The organism is Paenirhodobacter sp. CAU 1674 (assembly GCF_029222945.1).
In the GTDB taxonomy this organism is placed as follows: domain Bacteria; phylum Pseudomonadota; class Alphaproteobacteria; order Rhodobacterales; family Rhodobacteraceae; genus Rhodobacter.
The window spans coordinates 1-15,655 of record NZ_JARHUH010000020.1 but is presented as its reverse complement, the minus strand read 5'-3'; the positions used below and the strand labels follow the sequence as shown (position 1 = coordinate 15,655).

15 protein-coding genes and 1 pseudogene are annotated in these 15,655 nt (G+C 64.3%); 10 read left to right on the top strand and 6 right to left on the bottom strand.

Annotated features, from left to right (window positions below):
* Positions 1-270: 270 nt before the first annotated feature.
* Positions 271-1,086: a helix-turn-helix transcriptional regulator gene (locus tag P2G62_RS17430; protein ID WP_275736155.1), complete on the bottom strand. Its 816-nt coding sequence runs from the start codon at positions 1,084-1,086 to the stop codon at positions 271-273.
* A gap of 91 nt (positions 1,087-1,177) precedes the next feature.
* On the opposite strand from P2G62_RS17430, the gene P2G62_RS17425 reads away from it, so the two are divergent.
* Complete coding sequence (locus tag P2G62_RS17425) at positions 1,178-2,068, top strand: NAD-dependent epimerase/dehydratase family protein (RefSeq protein WP_275736154.1); 891 nt, start codon at positions 1,178-1,180, stop codon at positions 2,066-2,068.
* A gap of 19 nt (positions 2,069-2,087) precedes the next feature.
* On the opposite strand, the gene P2G62_RS17420 is transcribed toward P2G62_RS17425, so the two are convergent.
* Entirely contained in the window at positions 2,088-2,990 is a 903-nt protein-coding gene (locus P2G62_RS17420; protein WP_275736153.1) for a LysR family transcriptional regulator, read from the bottom strand.
* Positions 2,991-3,100: 110 nt separating this feature from the next.
* Here P2G62_RS17420 and P2G62_RS17415 point away from each other — a divergent pair, with 110 nt between their 5' ends.
* Positions 3,101-3,838 (top strand): SDR family oxidoreductase, encoded by a 738-nt coding sequence (locus P2G62_RS17415; RefSeq protein WP_275736152.1) that lies wholly within the window; start codon positions 3,101-3,103, stop codon positions 3,836-3,838.
* A 10-nt stretch (positions 3,839-3,848) separates the two neighbouring features.
* Positions 3,849-4,748, top strand: coding sequence for an SDR family oxidoreductase (locus P2G62_RS17410; protein WP_275736151.1), 900 nt, complete (start codon positions 3,849-3,851; stop codon positions 4,746-4,748).
* Between the two features lie 288 nt (positions 4,749-5,036).
* Here P2G62_RS17410 and P2G62_RS17405 read toward each other — a convergent pair whose 3' ends face one another.
* The 4 genes from P2G62_RS17405 to P2G62_RS17390 form a co-directional block, all read right to left on the bottom strand.
* A complete protein-coding gene (locus P2G62_RS17405; RefSeq protein WP_275736150.1) occupies positions 5,037-5,285 on the bottom strand; it encodes a type II toxin-antitoxin system VapB family antitoxin in 249 nt (82 codons plus the stop codon).
* 694 nt (positions 5,286-5,979) lie between these two features.
* Positions 5,980-6,390 (bottom strand): hypothetical protein, encoded by a 411-nt coding sequence (locus tag P2G62_RS17400; RefSeq protein WP_275736149.1) that lies wholly within the window; start codon positions 6,388-6,390, stop codon positions 5,980-5,982.
* Positions 6,383-6,625, bottom strand: coding sequence for a type II toxin-antitoxin system prevent-host-death family antitoxin (locus P2G62_RS17395; protein ID WP_275736148.1), 243 nt, complete (start codon positions 6,623-6,625; stop codon positions 6,383-6,385). The genes P2G62_RS17400 and P2G62_RS17395 overlap by 8 nt, the downstream gene beginning before the upstream one ends.
* Positions 6,626-6,987: 362 nt before the next feature.
* Complete coding sequence (locus P2G62_RS17390) at positions 6,988-7,485, bottom strand: hypothetical protein (RefSeq protein WP_275736147.1); 498 nt, start codon at positions 7,483-7,485, stop codon at positions 6,988-6,990.
* A 202-nt stretch (positions 7,486-7,687) separates the two neighbouring features.
* Here P2G62_RS17390 and P2G62_RS17385 point away from each other — a divergent pair, with 202 nt between their 5' ends.
* The 7 genes and pseudogenes from P2G62_RS17385 to P2G62_RS17355 all read left to right on the top strand — a co-directional run.
* On the top strand, positions 7,688-7,894 hold the full coding sequence (locus tag P2G62_RS17385; RefSeq protein WP_275736146.1) for a helix-turn-helix domain-containing protein: 207 nt from the start codon (positions 7,688-7,690) through the stop codon (positions 7,892-7,894).
* A 222-nt stretch (positions 7,895-8,116) separates the two neighbouring features.
* Positions 8,117-8,614 (top strand): hypothetical protein, encoded by a 498-nt coding sequence (locus tag P2G62_RS17380; protein ID WP_275736145.1) that lies wholly within the window; start codon positions 8,117-8,119, stop codon positions 8,612-8,614.
* Positions 8,611-10,746 carry a Mu transposase C-terminal domain-containing protein gene (locus P2G62_RS17375; RefSeq protein ID WP_275736144.1) on the top strand — a complete coding sequence of 712 codons (2,136 nt, stop codon included), beginning with the start codon at positions 8,611-8,613 and terminating at the stop codon, positions 10,744-10,746. The genes P2G62_RS17380 and P2G62_RS17375 overlap by 4 nt, the downstream gene beginning before the upstream one ends.
* Entirely contained in the window at positions 10,736-11,686 is a 951-nt protein-coding gene (locus P2G62_RS17370) for a TniB family NTP-binding protein (protein WP_275736143.1), read from the top strand. Before P2G62_RS17375 ends, P2G62_RS17370 begins: the two co-directional genes overlap by 11 nt.
* A complete protein-coding gene (locus P2G62_RS17365; protein ID WP_275736156.1) occupies positions 11,686-13,479 on the top strand; it encodes a TniQ family protein in 1,794 nt (597 codons plus the stop codon). Before P2G62_RS17370 ends, P2G62_RS17365 begins: the two co-directional genes overlap by 1 nt.
* A gap of 460 nt (positions 13,480-13,939) precedes the next feature.
* Positions 13,940-14,107 (top strand): annotated as a pseudogene (locus P2G62_RS17360) (integrase core domain-containing protein); the annotation flags it as partial.
* A gap of 214 nt (positions 14,108-14,321) precedes the next feature.
* Positions 14,322-15,655: phosphomannomutase (locus P2G62_RS17355; RefSeq protein ID WP_275736142.1), on the top strand; the 1,334-nt coding region annotated here is incomplete at its 3' end.

The following is a 15,655-nucleotide window of genomic DNA, read 5'->3' as shown; positions in this document are numbered from 1 at the left end:
TGCAAGCCCGCACCCTCTGGGTGATCCATGAAACGCGCCCCTCGCAGCCTTCAACACCATGTTTTATATAGGAAATATAATGGTCAGGACAGCGAAATCAGCGCCTTACTTGGGAAATGTGGGCTAAACTGGGAACTGATGACACTGAGCAGTGGTCGCTTTACCTGCCGAGGATGCTGCACGAAGCCCTCGATGTCCGCTTCGGCGATGCTGCAGCAATATCGCAACCGGTTCCGTAGGTCGGCTCTGGGCCGTTTTTGACGAGCCGGTCTATGCCAGATAGCGGCCGATCCGTTCGGCATCGGCCTCGGTTGCAGGGGTGTAGACCATCATCGTCAGATCCCGCCGCCCCTCGACGGTGAAGCTTGCAAAGTCCATCTCGATCCGCCCGAGCTGCTCGTGGTGCAGGCGTTTGCTACCGTCACCGTGTCCGATGACCGCATTCTCGGCCCAGAGCCCGGCGAAGACCGGGCTGAGCGCGGAAAGCTCTTCGACGAGGGGGGCGACCTCGGCGCTGGCCCCGGCCCGGGTGGCATCGGCGCGAAACGCCGCCACGAGGTAGCGCGCGAGGCTGTGCCAGTCCTCGCCGTTGCGCCGTTGCCCGCGCTCCGAGAAGACGAGGCGCAGGACGTTGCGCGCGCGCAGGGAGAGCAGACCATAATCGGTCAGGATCATCGCCGCCGCGCGATTCCAGGCCAGCACATCCCATGTCGCATTGAGGATGATCGCCGGGCTGAGCGGCATCGCGTCGAGCACCCGTTGCAGGCGCGGCGTGATCTCGTGTCGCGCGTGGAATCGCGGCTCAGGCGGATGACCGAAGGCCAGGACATGCAGGTGTTCGCGCTCGGGTTCAGTCAGCATCAGACCCTTGGCGAGCCGCTCGATCACATCGACCGAGGGGGTGCCGCCGCGCCCCTGTTCGAGCCAGGTATACCAGGCCGGGCTGATATTGGCGCGCAGGGCGACCTCTTCGCGGCGCAGCCCCGGCGTGCGACGGCGGCCCAGGGGAAAGCCGAAGCTCACCGGGTCGAGCCGGGTGCGGCGGTCGCGCAGGAAACGACCTAAGGGGGTGTCTTGGGGCGGCATGGGGGTGATGGCTATAACAGGATAATGTCACTACTTTAACAGGATAAATCCGCGGCGGATACAGGCTTTCCACAAAGATTGGAGAGTGACGATGCGTGTATTTCTGACCGGAGCCACGGGGTTCATCGGCTCGCGGATCCTGCCCCGGCTGCTGGCGCAGGGCCATGAGGTCATCGCCATGACGCGGTCCGGGGACGGGGCGCGGGCGCTGGCCGCCGCGGGGGCGCAGCCGCATCTGGCGCGGCTGGAAGAGCCCGCGCAGGTGGCCGCCGGTGCCGAGACCGCCGATGCGGTGATCCACACCGCCTTCGACCACAATTTCGAGACCTTCGCGGCCAATTGCGCCAAGGACGCAGCCGTGATCGCGGCGTTGGGGGCGGTGCTGCGGGGCTCGGACCGAGTGTTGATGGTGACCTCGGGCACCGGCATGGGCGATCCGGGTGACGGCAGCCCGGCGCGCGAGGATATCTGCAACCTCACCCACCCCAACCCGCGCAGCGCGACCGAGATCGCCTTGGGCAAGCTGCTGGAGGCCGGCGTCAACGGCAAGGTCATGCGGCTGCCGCAGGTGCATGACACGAGGCGGCAGGGGCTGATTTCCTATTACATTCAGATCTCGCGGCAGCAGGGCGCCGTCGCCATCGCGGGCGAGGGGCTCAACCGCTTCCCGGCGGTCCATGTCGAGGATGCGGCGGCGCTCTATGCGCTGGCCCTCGACACGGGCGGGCCGGGGGCGCGGTTTCATGCCGTGGCCGAGGAGGGTATCGCCTTTCGCGAGATCGCCGCGATCGTCGCGGCCAGGCTCGGCCTGCCGCTGGTGTCGTTTGAGGGGGAGGCGCTGGCCCGGCATCTGGGCTGGTTCGCGGGGTTTGCCGGGCTCGACATGCCCGCCAGCAGCACCATGACCCGGGACCAGATCGACTGGCATCCCGTGGGGCCCACCTTGCTCGAGGATCTGCGTGCCTGCGAGGCCGAAGGCTGAGGCCCGGCCGCGCGTCGGATCATTCCGGGCGATCTGCGGGCGGCGCAAAGAGCGGCGTGACCCAGTCGAGGAACACCCGCACGCGTGGCGAAAGCTGCTGGTGGCGTGGATAGAGCAGCGAGACCGGCGTGGGCGGCGGCGCGTGATCGGGCAGGACCTCGATCAACGTGCCGCGCGCCAGATCCGCCTCGGCGTGGTAGCGCGGGATCTGGATCAGCCCCAGCCCCTGTCGCGCGGCAGAGAGGTAACTTTCGGCCGCATTCACCGCGAGTTGCATCGGCAGCATGACGTCGCGGGTCTTGCCGTCCTCGCGGAATTCCAGCGGCATCACCGTCCCCGTCGCGGTCGGGCGAAACCCCACCATCCGGTGCCCCTCCAGCAGGTCAGGCTGCTGCGGCACCCCGTGGCGGGCAAGGTAGCCGGGCGCGGCCAGCGTCACCTCGGGCAGCATCGCGATCCGCCGCGCGATCAGGTCGCTGTCCTGCGGCTCGCCCACCCGCAGCACGCAATCGACCCCCTCGCGGATCAGATCCACCAGCCGGTCGCCCTCGCTCATGTAGACTTCGAGATCGGGATAGGCGCGCAGGAAGCCGGGCAGATGCGGCAGCACGAAATGCCGCGCCAGCGTGCCATGCACATCGACGCGCAGCCGCCCCCTGGGCCTGGCCCCGGCAAAAGCGCCCTCGGCATCCTCGATATCGGACAGGATCCGCAGGCAGCGCTGATAATAGGCCTCGCCATCGAGCGTCGGGGCCACGGTGCGGGTGGTGCGCTGCAACAGCTTCACCCCGAGCCGCGCCTCCAGCGCCTTGACCGCATCGGTGACGGTCGAGCGCGGCAGCCCGAGATCGGCGGCGGCGCGGGTAAAGCTGCGCCGCTCGGCCACCCGGGCGAAGACGAGCATGGCGTCGAGGCGGTCCATTGAGGATCATTATCCGAAAATGGCGAATAGAGATGCCAGTTTTGCGTCGATTATCCAGAAAATGCCAGGGTTATCTCTGTCTCATCCGAAACCCGAGACAGGAGGGACCCATGTCTGGACCCACCAAAACCGCCCTCGTCACCGGCAGCTCGCGCGGCATCGGCGCCGCCATCGCGACCCGTCTGGCGCTCGACGGCTTCAACCTCGTGATCAACTACACCGGCTCGGCAGAGGCCGCGGCAAAGGTCGTCGCGACGATCGAAACGGCAGGCGGGCGCGCGATCGCCGTGCAGGCCGATGTGTCCGACCCCGCCGCGGTCGGCGCGATGTTCGACGCGGCCGAGGCAGCCTTCGGCGGCATCGACGTGCTGGTGAACAATGCCGGCATCATGCAGCTCAGCCCGCTGGCCGCCGCCGATGACGCCCATATCGACCGTCAGATCGCGATCAATCTGAAAGGAACGCTCAACACCCTGCGCGAGGCCGCGCGGCGGATGCGCGATGGCGGGCGGATCGTCAATCTGTCCTCCTCGGTCGCGGCACTGAAATTCGAAAGCTACGGCGTCTATGCCGCGACCAAGGGCGCGGTCGAGGTGCTGACCGGCATTCTGGCCAAGGAGATGCGCGGCCGGGCGATCACGGTGAATGCGGTCGCGCCGGGACCGACCGGGACCGATCTGTTCCTCGAGGGCAAGCCCGAGGCGCTGATCGAGAAACTCGCCGGGGCCAATCCGCTGGAACGGCTCGGCACGCCCGGGGATATCGCCAATGCGGTGGCCTTTCTGACCGGCCCCGATGGCGGCTGGATCAACGGGCAGGTGCTGCGCGCCAATGGCGGCATGATCTGAGGAGGATGTGATGAGCAAGAAAATCGCACTGGTCACCGGCGCGTCGAGCGGCTTTGGCAGGCTGACCGCGCTGGCGCTCGCGCGCGGCGGGCTCGGCGTCTATGCCTCGATGCGCGATATCGCCGGGCGCAATGCCGACAAGGCGCGGGATCTGGTCGAGATCGGCGCCGCCGAGGGGATCGACCTGCGCCCGCTGGAGCTGGATGTGCAATCCGAGGCCTCGGTCGGCGCGGCGGTGTCGGCGGTGCTGGCGGAAAGCGGTCAGGTGGATGTGATGGTCCACAATGCCGGCCATATGATGTTCGGCCCGGCCGAGGCCTTCACGCCCGATCAGCTGGCCCAGCAATATGACGTCAACGTGTTGGGCACGCAGCGGATCAACCGTGCGCTCCTGCCGGCGATGCGGGCGCGGGGGGACGGGCTTCTGGTCTGGATTTCCAGCTCTTCGGTGGCGGGGGGCACGCCGCCCTATCTGGCGCCCTATTTCGCGGCCAAAGCGGCGATGGACAGCCTGGCTCTCAGCTATGCGCGCGAGCTGATCCGTTTCGGGATCGAGACCATGCTGGTGGTGCCCGGCGCCTTTACCAAGGGCACCAACCACTTCCCGAACGCGGGCCATCCGACGGATGCGGCGCGGCTGGCCGAATACGAGGACAGCGGCCCCTACCAGGGCTTTGGTGCGATGGTGCAGAAGGCCTTCGCCGAGATCGTCCCTGATGAGGCCGATCCCGCCACGGTGGCGCAGATGATCGCCAAGGCAGTGGCCAGGCCGCGCGGCAAACGCCCGTTCCGTCTGCATTACGACCCCTCGCAGGATGGCGCCGAGGTGGGGTTTGCCGTGCTCGACCGGTTGCGCGCGGAGATGCTGCACCGTGTCGGCATGGGCGATCTGCTGCGACTGAACGCCTAACCTCTGAGGCGGGCGGCGGTTCTGCCATCGCCCGCCTTGGAACGACCTGCAAAATCACGACATCGCGGCAATCTTTGGAGCCTAAGCGGGACACCCATCTTGGAAAGCGCAGGGAGCTTTCTCTTGGTGCCAGAATGCTGCGATGCACTCCCCGCGCAAGTGGCTCCCCAGAGCAGCACCGCCGCATGAGCCCATGCTCGATCGACCGCTCAGGGCCGTCTCATGCGAACCAGTCGGAGCTGCTGCTCACCGTGCACTTAGCGATGACAGCCGAGGCGTCGATGAACATCAGTCTTCGCCCCACAGCGCATCTGCATCCGCTTTTGCGTCATATTCGGGTTCGACCGGCCCGAGCTGGTCGGCAAGATTTCGTGCGGCTTCAAGACGTTCCATGAGCGGAACTTGATCTTTTGCCGCCTTGATGGCGGCCTTCAAGGCAGCGCGAACCGCTTCCGTCTTGTTTGCCGCGCCGGTCAGTTTCATTGCCTCGACAGCCAGTGCGTTCACAGCTTCATCCCTGATGAAAAGACCCGCCATCGGCGTATATCCCTGATCGCATATCCGTATATGCGGCAATGTGTATTCGGGATTGGAAAATTCAACAACGCGTCCGCTGATGAGACGGTTACGGAAAGAACTCGGTCGATCCTGACCTCGTGCAGTCACTCGATGACAGGCTGTCCGCCGATGAATGCTCCGGGATCGCGGCAGACGGCCGTTCACCAAGCAGCTCGCTGGCGGTGCCGTCCCAATAGGTCGGCTTACTCTCCCCCTCGAATATCTCGCGCATCTTCGCGAGGCCCCGATCATGGATCACCCTTGGAGAACTGTTGAACCGTGGGGGGATATGGGCAGTGTTTGCTGTGACCCCCGGCAAAAGTCCGTCTGAAGATTAGCGCGGAATTTGCGGAAAGGTTCACCCGGTGGCGCAGGATCGCTATATTGGAGGCTTCACAAGGAGCCTCGCACCATGTCCGACCACGCTGTCCCTCCCGCGTCTGCCGAGGAACAAGCCCGTCGACGCGAGGCCGTATCTCGCGCGGTCTGGCACAATCGGATGGCAGGGCTCGGCACGCCCGCTCCATGGGAAGTGGCGCTAAGCGAGCGCTGGATCACCGGTGAAATAAGCCGGGAGGAGTATGAAGCGCTCGTGTGGGCCCGCGTGAAGGCACGCGTCGGGACGCGCAAGGATTGACACCCTCGGCTGCTCCAGCGTCGCCGGACCGGCTTGTCACCGGTCTTCGCGCTGGAACTTGCGCGCCTGGATGGCGCTGACCATCTGGGCTTGGATTTGCTTGGTGAAGTTTGAACTGAAGGCGCCAAGCCGCTGCCCAGCTTCGAAATAGTAACTCTCACCAAGCACATCGGCGTTGACCTCGTCCGTGACCACCCAAAGCGGCGGATGGGCATCGAGACCGGCCCTGCGCGTCTCGATCTCGGGCACCGGCAGCGAATTGCCCGAGGATTGGGGCGTACTCGTAATCGGCACCATCAAGGCTTCGAGCGCGCCATCGGCGCTGCGGATCAGGACCACGACGGCGCCCGGCCACTCCGGACGTTTCTCGGCCTTACCGGCAGCGACAGCGCTGCCCCAACGAAACGGGTAGCGCCAGACATCGCCGACGGCCAGAACATCAGTCATGGGCGATGCTATGCTCGAGGGCCTTGACCAGCTCTTCCGCCTCGGCGTCGCTCAGATCGGAGACGTGAAAGGCGCGACGCGTGTCATGCCCTGCGGTCAGACGGTCATATCGCTCAATGCTGAGAATGACGAAACGCGCCTTGCCGTGACGCTTGATCACCACCGGCGCAGCAGCCGCCGCGGCGAGCACATCGCCGGTCTTGTTCGCAAGTTCGGTCGAGGAAAAGGAACGCATGGGCGAGCTCCCGGAATCCAAGTTTTAGCTAATATAGCTGAACTAGCCAACATACAGGAATTCGCCAAATGAAAACCGTCGCATGAGCACATGCGCGGCACTTTCGCAGTCGATCTGCGCCAACGCCATGGCCCGACTTGTTCGCCTGCTCACACCGGATGGGCTGTTCCGACAAAGTGGCGAGCCGATTTGGCGGGGTGCGACTTCAGGAAATCAACCGGTCAGGTCCTCCGTTCCAAATCAGACTGCGATGTCCCAGCCCACCTGTCTACGGGCAGCTTCCTTGCTATCCATGCCCGCCTGGAATCCGCGCTCTTCGGCGAAGGCCTTCGGCCCGCCAACCCAGGCTTCGAGGCCTTCCTCTAACCCTCTTGGGCACAAGTGCCTGTCGCCACGCTCTCCCTTGCTCGGACCTGATCCAACCTCTTCTTGAAGGTTTTCCGATCTATCTGAAGCAGCCGTGCCGCCGCTGCATGACTTGGGGCCCGCGCGCAAGCCTCCAGAACCTCATCATCGCGAATAGCCGCTGCAGGACGCCCGGCACCTGGTGAGAACCCCAGCTCTCGCCGCTTATGCGAAACCCAGCGCGCGCCAACACCGTGTATTTTCATCAGCTGCGCGTCAGGCAGACCTTCCGCGAATTGCGCCCTCAGCAGCTGATCGAAGTCGAAACCGAAATGCATCAGAACTTCGAGAATATTCCTTCTGCTGCCGCGAAACCGTTGCCCAACGACTTGCAAAGAGCGGGACCCACGCATGAGCGTCAGTAGCTCGCCGTGATCGACAAATTGGCCAATCCCATCGGACCAAACACAGACCATGCCTCCCTCGACGGTAAGGCAGTTCTTGGGTTTCGCCATATTATCCCTTGTCCAAAAACTCTGTCGAAATTCCCACTGAATACTCGCCGGGAATTTCGACAGACTTATTAACCGCATGATTTCGCTATATTAATATTGACCATGCTGTATTTCCATGATTCGTTCCCGACCATGAAGTCGAGCAATCAAGGTTACGATGCGAATGAACCACACGGTGAACCCTGCCCACGAGAGACTGAAGATGGAACTGCGCCTTCGTGGCAAATCCATTGCCTCGGTCGCCCGTGATCTGGACGTGTTGCGCTCGACTGTCACGCTTGTCAGCCAGGGTTTGCGTCGCTCCTCGAAAATCGAGCACGCACTTGCCGACGCGATCGGCACGACGCCCGAAGCGCTGTTCCCTGATCGCTATCCAGCAGAGGAGGAGCCCAGCACCACGAACACCTGACGATCGGGAATAGAAAAGCCCCTCCACTGGCATGGAAGGGCTCTTCGGAAATAGGTGTCGTTTGCGTTCGACCCCTCTTTCATCCCCCGAGTCGAACAAAAAGTCAACCTGCCGGGCGTGCCGCCCGGCGGGATAGTTCCACACAACCCATGAAAGGGGAGGCCGTCTCTCGGCCGTGCAGGGATCTGCGCGGGGTGGTGAGGCGTGTTCCGAGACAACACCATGACCAACAAGATCTATCGCGGGCCGGGTCCGAGCCACGCGACACGAAACATCTCGCGCCGTTCCAGGGCAAGCCTGCGCGGCTCGATGGTGGCCAAGCTGCCGGGATTTGAGCGCCCGCGTATCCTGCAATTCGAAAGCGCGCTCGAATACGCTTTCCTGTGCCTGACCCTGGTGCGTGACGACATCCATCACATCTGGGACCAGCCACCCGCGATCCATTACCTCAGCGCGGATGGGCGCCCTGCCCGGCATGTCTTCGACTATCTGGTGACGAAGGCCGATGGCGAGCGCATCGCCATCGCGATCAAGCCCTCGCGGCGGGTGATCAAGCGGAACTTCGTGTCGGAACTGGAGTGCGTTTGCACCGCTGTGCCGAAGCAATTTGCCGATCGCGTTCTCCTCGTGACCGAGCAGCATCTCGATCGCAAAGCCGCCGCCGCGGCGGCGCGCCAGTTGGCGGCCAATCGCCCCGCGCTGACGGAGGTGGCGGCATGACGATCAGGTTTCGCTTTGCCAAATCCGACCTGATCACGACGGGCGGCATCGCCATGCGCCCGATCGAGATCGACGCGGACGGCGGTTTGTTCGAGCGGCTCGGACAGCCCGGCATCACCGAGCGGTTTTCCCACGAAGACCTGGCCGCGATGCTGCGCCGCCCCGACACGCGCTATCAGGCGGGATATTTCGACCTCGCTTCGCAGAGCCTGAAGGGCCGCAAACCGGTCGATGTGATCAACGAGCTGCCCAGGCACGTTCGGCGCCTCGTGATCTGGCGCAAGGCGCTATGTGACGCCTTTCTCAGGCTCGAAGCGTCGGGCGAGATCAATCGCACCCACACGGGCTATTGCCGGGCCTATATGAAGCTCGCCTCGGAAACCCAGCGCCTGGTCGGCGAGGGGCTGGCATCGGGCAAATCGACCCGGCCTGGCGCGGATATCGTCACTCGGAAACTTCCCGGCAGTCGTTCCGCCCTCGAATGGGTGCGCGCCTATGAGCAGGCGGGATATTCCGCGACCGCCCTGATCCCCGAGACCTATCGCTCCGGAAATCGCAAGCCGCGCTGGTGCGCGCGCGCCGAAGGCCTGATGAACCAGGTGATCGAGCTTTATGCCGACACACAACGGCCGGCAAAGATCCAAGCGATCAAGGACACGCGACAGCTCTTCGCGGAGGAAAACCGTCGCCGCGCCGATGCCGGCCAGCCCCAACTGATCGTGCCCTCGCATGCAAGCATCCGGCGACGCCTGAACATGGCCGATCCCTACTACGTCTACGCCAAGCGCTACGGCACGGAGGCCGCCAACAGGAAGTTCACGCTCTACGAGGCCGGGCCCGATGTCGAGCGCCCGCTCGAACGGGTGGAAATGGACGAGAACCGGCTGGATGTGATCTCGCTGCTGACCCTGACGGGGATCTGGGATCACCTGCCCCCGGAGCGGCGAGAACGGCTCGAACAGAGCAGGCGCTGGCTCTACATCGCCAAGGATTGCGCCACCAAATGCATCCTGTCGATGCGGCTTGCCGAAACCCAGAATTCGGACGATGCGATCCGCGCGTTGCGCGACATCTTTGTCGACAAAACCGAGATCGCCAAAGCCGCCGGATGCGAAAGCCCCTGGCACCATCACGGCGGTATCGGCACGCTGGTCACCGATCAAGGTTCGGCATTCGTCTCCGACGATTTTCAGGGAACGGTCTCGTCGCTCGGGGTTACGGCGCATCTGCCGCCTGCCGGCATCCCCTGGCTGCGCGGCAATATCGAGAGCTTCTTCCGCACACTTGGCCATCAGCTGATGCCGCTGGTCGCAGGGCGGACGTTCTTCGACACGGTCGAGCGCGGTGACTACCCCTCGGAACAGCTTGCCTGCCTGTGTGACGATGACCTGATCACCATCCTTCTGACCTTCATCGTCGATATCTACCACAACCAGCCGCATGGCTCGCTGAAGGGCGAGACGCCCAATGCGGCCTGGGCACGGCTGGTCGCCGAGCATGGCACGCCGCCGGTCCCCGACGGGCTCGCGCTACGCAAGGCTTTCGGCCGGCCGATGATGCGCAAGCTGCGCGGTGACGGGGTGTTGTTCTCGGGGCTGAGCTACAATTGCGAGGCTTTGCGCGAGGCCTTCCTGCACGCGCCTGCCCGCGACGTCGAGATCCGCGTGGACCTGCGCGATCTCGGCTGGATAGCGGTCAAGGTCGGCGCCAACTGGTACCCGGCCGTCGCCAACCAGAGTGGCTTCGAGGGCGTCAGCCATGACGAATTCGTCGAGGCGACCCGATCGCTCCGGCTCAGGCTTCGCAACGACGCCGCGCTCGACGTCCCGCTGCTGCGCCGTGCGATCGCGCGCATCACCGAGACCAATCGCCGCGCTTTCACGCTGCGGGAGCTGACGCCTTTCCACTTCACCGATCTCGATGTCGAGCGCCAGCAGGCAAGCCTGCATTTCCCGCTGCGCTCCGATGCCGAACGGCTCGGCTCGGCGCAGCCCTCCGCGGATCCTCTGGAAAGCGGGATTCCGATCACACCCCGAGGTGATGCCGCTCCCGATCGGCTCCGCCCCTCCAAGCCCCACCACCCCCAAATCAACCCGCACCGCAAACCCTGGACCTTCGAAAATGACCAATGATCGCATGCAAGACACCGCCCGCTGCGTCACCGAACTGCGTGACCTGTTCATCCGCCACGAGCGTTTCGCCCCTCTGGAGCACCGCTTCACGTTATTGTCGGCCAAACGGCTCGCCGATATCGAAACCGGCCGCACCTCCGAGGCGCGCGGGATCGCGCTTTCGGGGGCATCGGGCGCGGGGAAAAGCGCGGCCATCGAGCATCTGATCACACGCGCCCGCAAACGCCTCGAGGCCGAGGGGCATGGCGAGATGACAATCGTCAGCCTGCGTGTCCCATCGCCCGCGACGCTCAAATTCGTCGGGCAGGAGCTGTTGCGCGCGCTCGGCTACCAGATCGGCGCCGAACGACAGGCCTGGTATATCTGGGATCTGGTGCGCCATCACCTGCGGGAACGAAGGGTGCTTTTCGTTCACCTCGACGAGGCGCAGGATCTGGCATGCCGGGGGACGCGGCACGAGCTCAACGCGGTTGCCTCGATGCTCAAGACCCTGATGACGGACGGTGAATGGCCGGTCGGTCTCATTCTCTCGGGCACCGAGGATCTGGAAGACATCCTCAACCACGACCCCCAACTCGCACGGCGCATGAACACGATCCATTTCGAGAGCCTTTCTCCGATCGCGGATGGGGAAAATGCCACCGATCTGCTGGCAAACTATTGCGCGCGTGGAAAACTGACACCGGTCGAGGAGTTGCTGACACGGGCACATGGGGAACGGCTCGTCCATGCCGCGGCCAACCAGTTCGGCCTGGTGATCGAGCTGATCCTCGAGGCGATGGAACGCGCCTATCTTGCGGGGGCGGCCTCGCTGACAGCGGTGCATTTCGCGGAAAGCTATCAGCAACGCGCGGCATGCGGTGACGCGTTCAATCCGTTCATCATTCCGGATTTCTATAGGATCGACCCGCGACAGGTCTTCACGCGGAGGCCGGATTGATGGTCATGACCCGTTACGCTCTGCCCCTCCGGGTCGAATTCCGCCCCGGCGAATCCGCCACCTCCTTCGCCTCGCGCCTCGCCCGGCGAAACGGCGCGCCGCGGCTGATCACCTTCTGCTCCGATGTCGGGATCGACTATTTCAACCTGGTGAATGGCGGGCCGGAAGACATCGCCCGGCTGGCCGGACTGGGCGCCACAAGCGCGGATGACCTGCAATGCGCGACACCACAGCTTGTCGAGCCGGGATATTTCCGGCTCGGGCAGGTGCGGATCAAGTTCACCGCCTTTACCAGAACCGCCCCTCGGGGTTGCCCGCACTGCCTACAGGTGGCCCGCAACCCACTCGACGTGGCGCAGCTCGGCATCTGGCAGCTCGCATCCATCCGCACATGCGATCGGCATGGCTGCTATCTCGTGCCCCTGCCGAAACCTGCAAGCAACAAGGACACGTTCGACATCCCGCATCTGCTCGACAGCTACGCGGCAGTCGAACCGGTGCCGGCAGATCCAAAGGATCTGGTGTTCGAACACGACTTGCGCCGCCGGATTGATCAGGGTGCAGGCACAAGCTGGCTCGACCGCCTCCCCTTTCATGTCGCAGCCCAGACCTGCGAGAATTTCGGGGTTCTGCTGACCCGAGGGCCCGAGGCCAATCGCGATGATCTGAGCCCCGCGCAATGGGCGAAGGCCGGCAGCGCGGGCTACGCGGTCCTGCGCCAAGGCCCCGAGGCGTTCCGCCAGAAGCTCAAGGACATCCAGGACGCGCATCCGATCGACAACACGCTCTATCGGACCCGCTACCGGGTGTTCTTCGAATGGCTGCGCTACCGCGACGACGATCCCGCCTTCGATCCGATCCGGGACCTGGTGCGCGATTTCATCTTCCGCAATTTCCCGATTTCGGAGGGGACGACGGTCCTGGGCAAACCCTGCCCGGAGCAATTCGTGCATTCGCTGTCGACCGCGCGCAGCACCTATGGCGTGTCCGGCTGGAAACTCGCCCGCAGGCTTGCCGCCCTCGGGCTGGCCGAGCGCAAGACTGTCGGCAAGGGCTTTGTCCTGAAGGCGTATGTGCCCAGTGAGGTGGTCAGCGGAATCGTGACCGAACTCGACGCGCTGCTGAATGCGGGCGAGGCGGCGCAGCATCTCGGCATCGAGCGTTTCATGCTGGAAAAGCTCACCCGGCCCGGGCTGATCGACAAATTCTTCGACGAGCGCAATAGCTCGCCGCTCTATCACCCGCGCGCGCTCGATGGTTTCACCGCCCGGCTGCGGAAACTCGCCAAGGGCCCCCATCCCGGCGGAGAGACCCTCGACATTGCCAGCGCGGCGCATCGCCTGCGCATCCCGACCGAACGCCTCGTCGACATCATCTTGCGCAACCGCATCCCGCTTCGCGCCGAAGATCCCCAAACCGCGCGGTTTGGCGGCTTCCGCGTCTCCCTGGCGGTCTTGCGCGAGACGATCGCGAGCGATCACGAGGGGGCCGTCCGCCCGAGCCGGGCTGCCGAGATCCTGGGCATCACCATCCGAACGGTCCGTGCGCTGCTCGACCAGGGTCATCTCGAGGCGCGGATGGTGCGCGAGATGCAAAGCGGTCGTGAACGGCGCTATGTCTGCGCCCGCGCGTTGGAGCGCTTCGCGCAGACCCATATCACCGTGGTCGCGCTCGCGGCGAAGTCCGGGCGGCTGCCCGGGGCCGAAGCGATCGTGCAGACAGATCGCGGCGCGCGGGCCCTCGAGCTGGGCACGCGCACCAACATGATCTTCCGGCGCGCCGACGTGTCCTGACCCGCGTTTCTCGCCCCTGCCAAGAGCCGGCCTTCGGGCCGGCTTTTTTCGTGCCCTCGGAGATGGCCGATAGAGGGGCGCACTCGCCCTGTGGTAGCGGGCGCTGCACCTAATGGGTGTTATGTCACGCCGAACGCGGTGAAACGGAATCACCCGGAGGTTGCGGGCTTTCCATCCATGGCGAGAGGCAAACCTATCTGACCGAAAAGGCAGGCGCAGCGATACATTCATGAATACACGCATTGATTTGAAAGAGAAATATTACGCCCGCGAGGCAGAACATCGTGACGCTTCCCACTCCTTGAAAAGCACCATATAGTTCTGCCTTTTTGGTCAGGGGATTTGCCTCTGCCACGCAGACGGGTGCTGTTTTCCCTCCGAAAATCCATGCTGCTTCGATCCACGCTCTTGCCGTGCTGACCGCTTCGCAGCCCTCCCCAGTCAAACCCGAGGAAGGCCCATGACCGCGGGCTTCTTGCGCCCAAGCAAGCCAACCGACAATGGCTTCATCGAAGCGTTTAGCAGCAAACTCAGGTCCGACTGCCCGAACATGCATTGGTTCATGAGCCTTGCAGATGCCGCCGAAAAGCCAGAGGATCAACGCAGACACTATAACGACGACCGCCCCCTCAGCGACACCTGTGACAACGTGCCGAGCGCGCCACACTTTCCCGACGGCTTGGCCTGGTAGCCGCCGTAACCAAGACCGGAACCTCCACGTTCCGACGGTCCAGAACCCCTTGGCAGGGCAGGTTGGGTCGCACTCCAACATCAATTGGCGGAACTATCGGGGGGGCACAGCAATGCCAGTGCTTTTGCATCGGCAGGATTGAGAGGGCGACATGTCAGTGAAGTTTGGCACAAGCGGTTTGCGTGGCCTTGTGGTGGATCTGACGCCAGATCTTGTGCAGGCTTATACGACGGCGTTTCTCGCGTCCTGCCCGATTGGAACCGAGCTTTTCGTGGGGGTCGATCTGCGGCCGTCTTCCCCGCGGATTGCGCGCGATGTGATTGCGGCGGCGCGCAAGGCGGGGGTTGCGGTGACCGATTGCGGGGCGCTGCCGACTCCGGCGCTGGCATTGGCGGCGATGTCGGCGAGTGCGGCGGCGATCATGGTGACCGGCAGCCACATTCCGGCCGATCGCAACGGGTTGAAGTTCTATCTGCCGACCGGCGAGATCTCGAAAAACGACGAAGCGGCGATCATTGCGGCCTATGGCTCCGGCGCTGCACCAGAGGGCCGCGCGGAAGGCAGCCTGACGCCCTGCCCCGAGGCATCCCGCGCCTATGTTCAGCGCTATGTGACGGCTTATGGGCCGCAGGTCCTATCTGGTTTGCGGCTGGGGGTTTATCAGCATTCCTCTGTCGCGCGCGATCTTTTGCCTGCCGTTCTTGACGCACTGGGCGCGGAGTCGGTCCTGCTGGCGCCTTCGGACAGTTTTATCCCGGTCGATACCGAGGCTGTGGATATCGAAACGCGCTCGATGTTGGCGGAGTGGTGCGTCACCCACCGCCTTGACGCGATCCTGTCGACGGATGGCGATGCCGACCGCCCGATGCTGACCGATGCCACGGGGCAGGTCATTGCGGGCGATGTTCTGGGCGTTCTGAGCGCGCAGGCGCTCAAGGCGCAGATCGTTTGCACGCCGGTGTCGTCGAATTCGATGCTGTCGCAGATCCCGGCATTCACTGCGGTGCATCTGACGAAGATCGGTTCGCCTTTCGTGATCGCCGCGATGGAGGCGGTTCGGGCTGCGCAGCCCGGTGCAAAGGTGGTGGGCTTCGAGGCGAATGGCGGCTTTCTGCTGGGGTTCACCGCGCAGGGCCCGGCGGGGCCGTTGGCCGCGCTGATGACGCGCGATGCTTTTTTGCCGATGCTGGCGCCGCTGGTTGCGGGGCGGGCTTCGGGGGTGGGTCTGGCGCAGATGGTCGCCGATTTGCCCGCCCGGTTTACGGCCTCGGACCGCCTGACGGAAATCCCGCCCGGGAAGAGTGCAGATTTTCTGGCGCGGCTCGGTGGCAATATGGCGCACTGCACGGATTTCCTGGCGCCGCTCGGCACCGTGGCGGCCTGTGATCGCACGGATGGGCTGCGGATGACGCTGACGAATGGGCGGATCGTTCATCTGCGCGCGTCGGGCAATGCACCGGAGTTCCGCGTCTATACCGAGGCCGA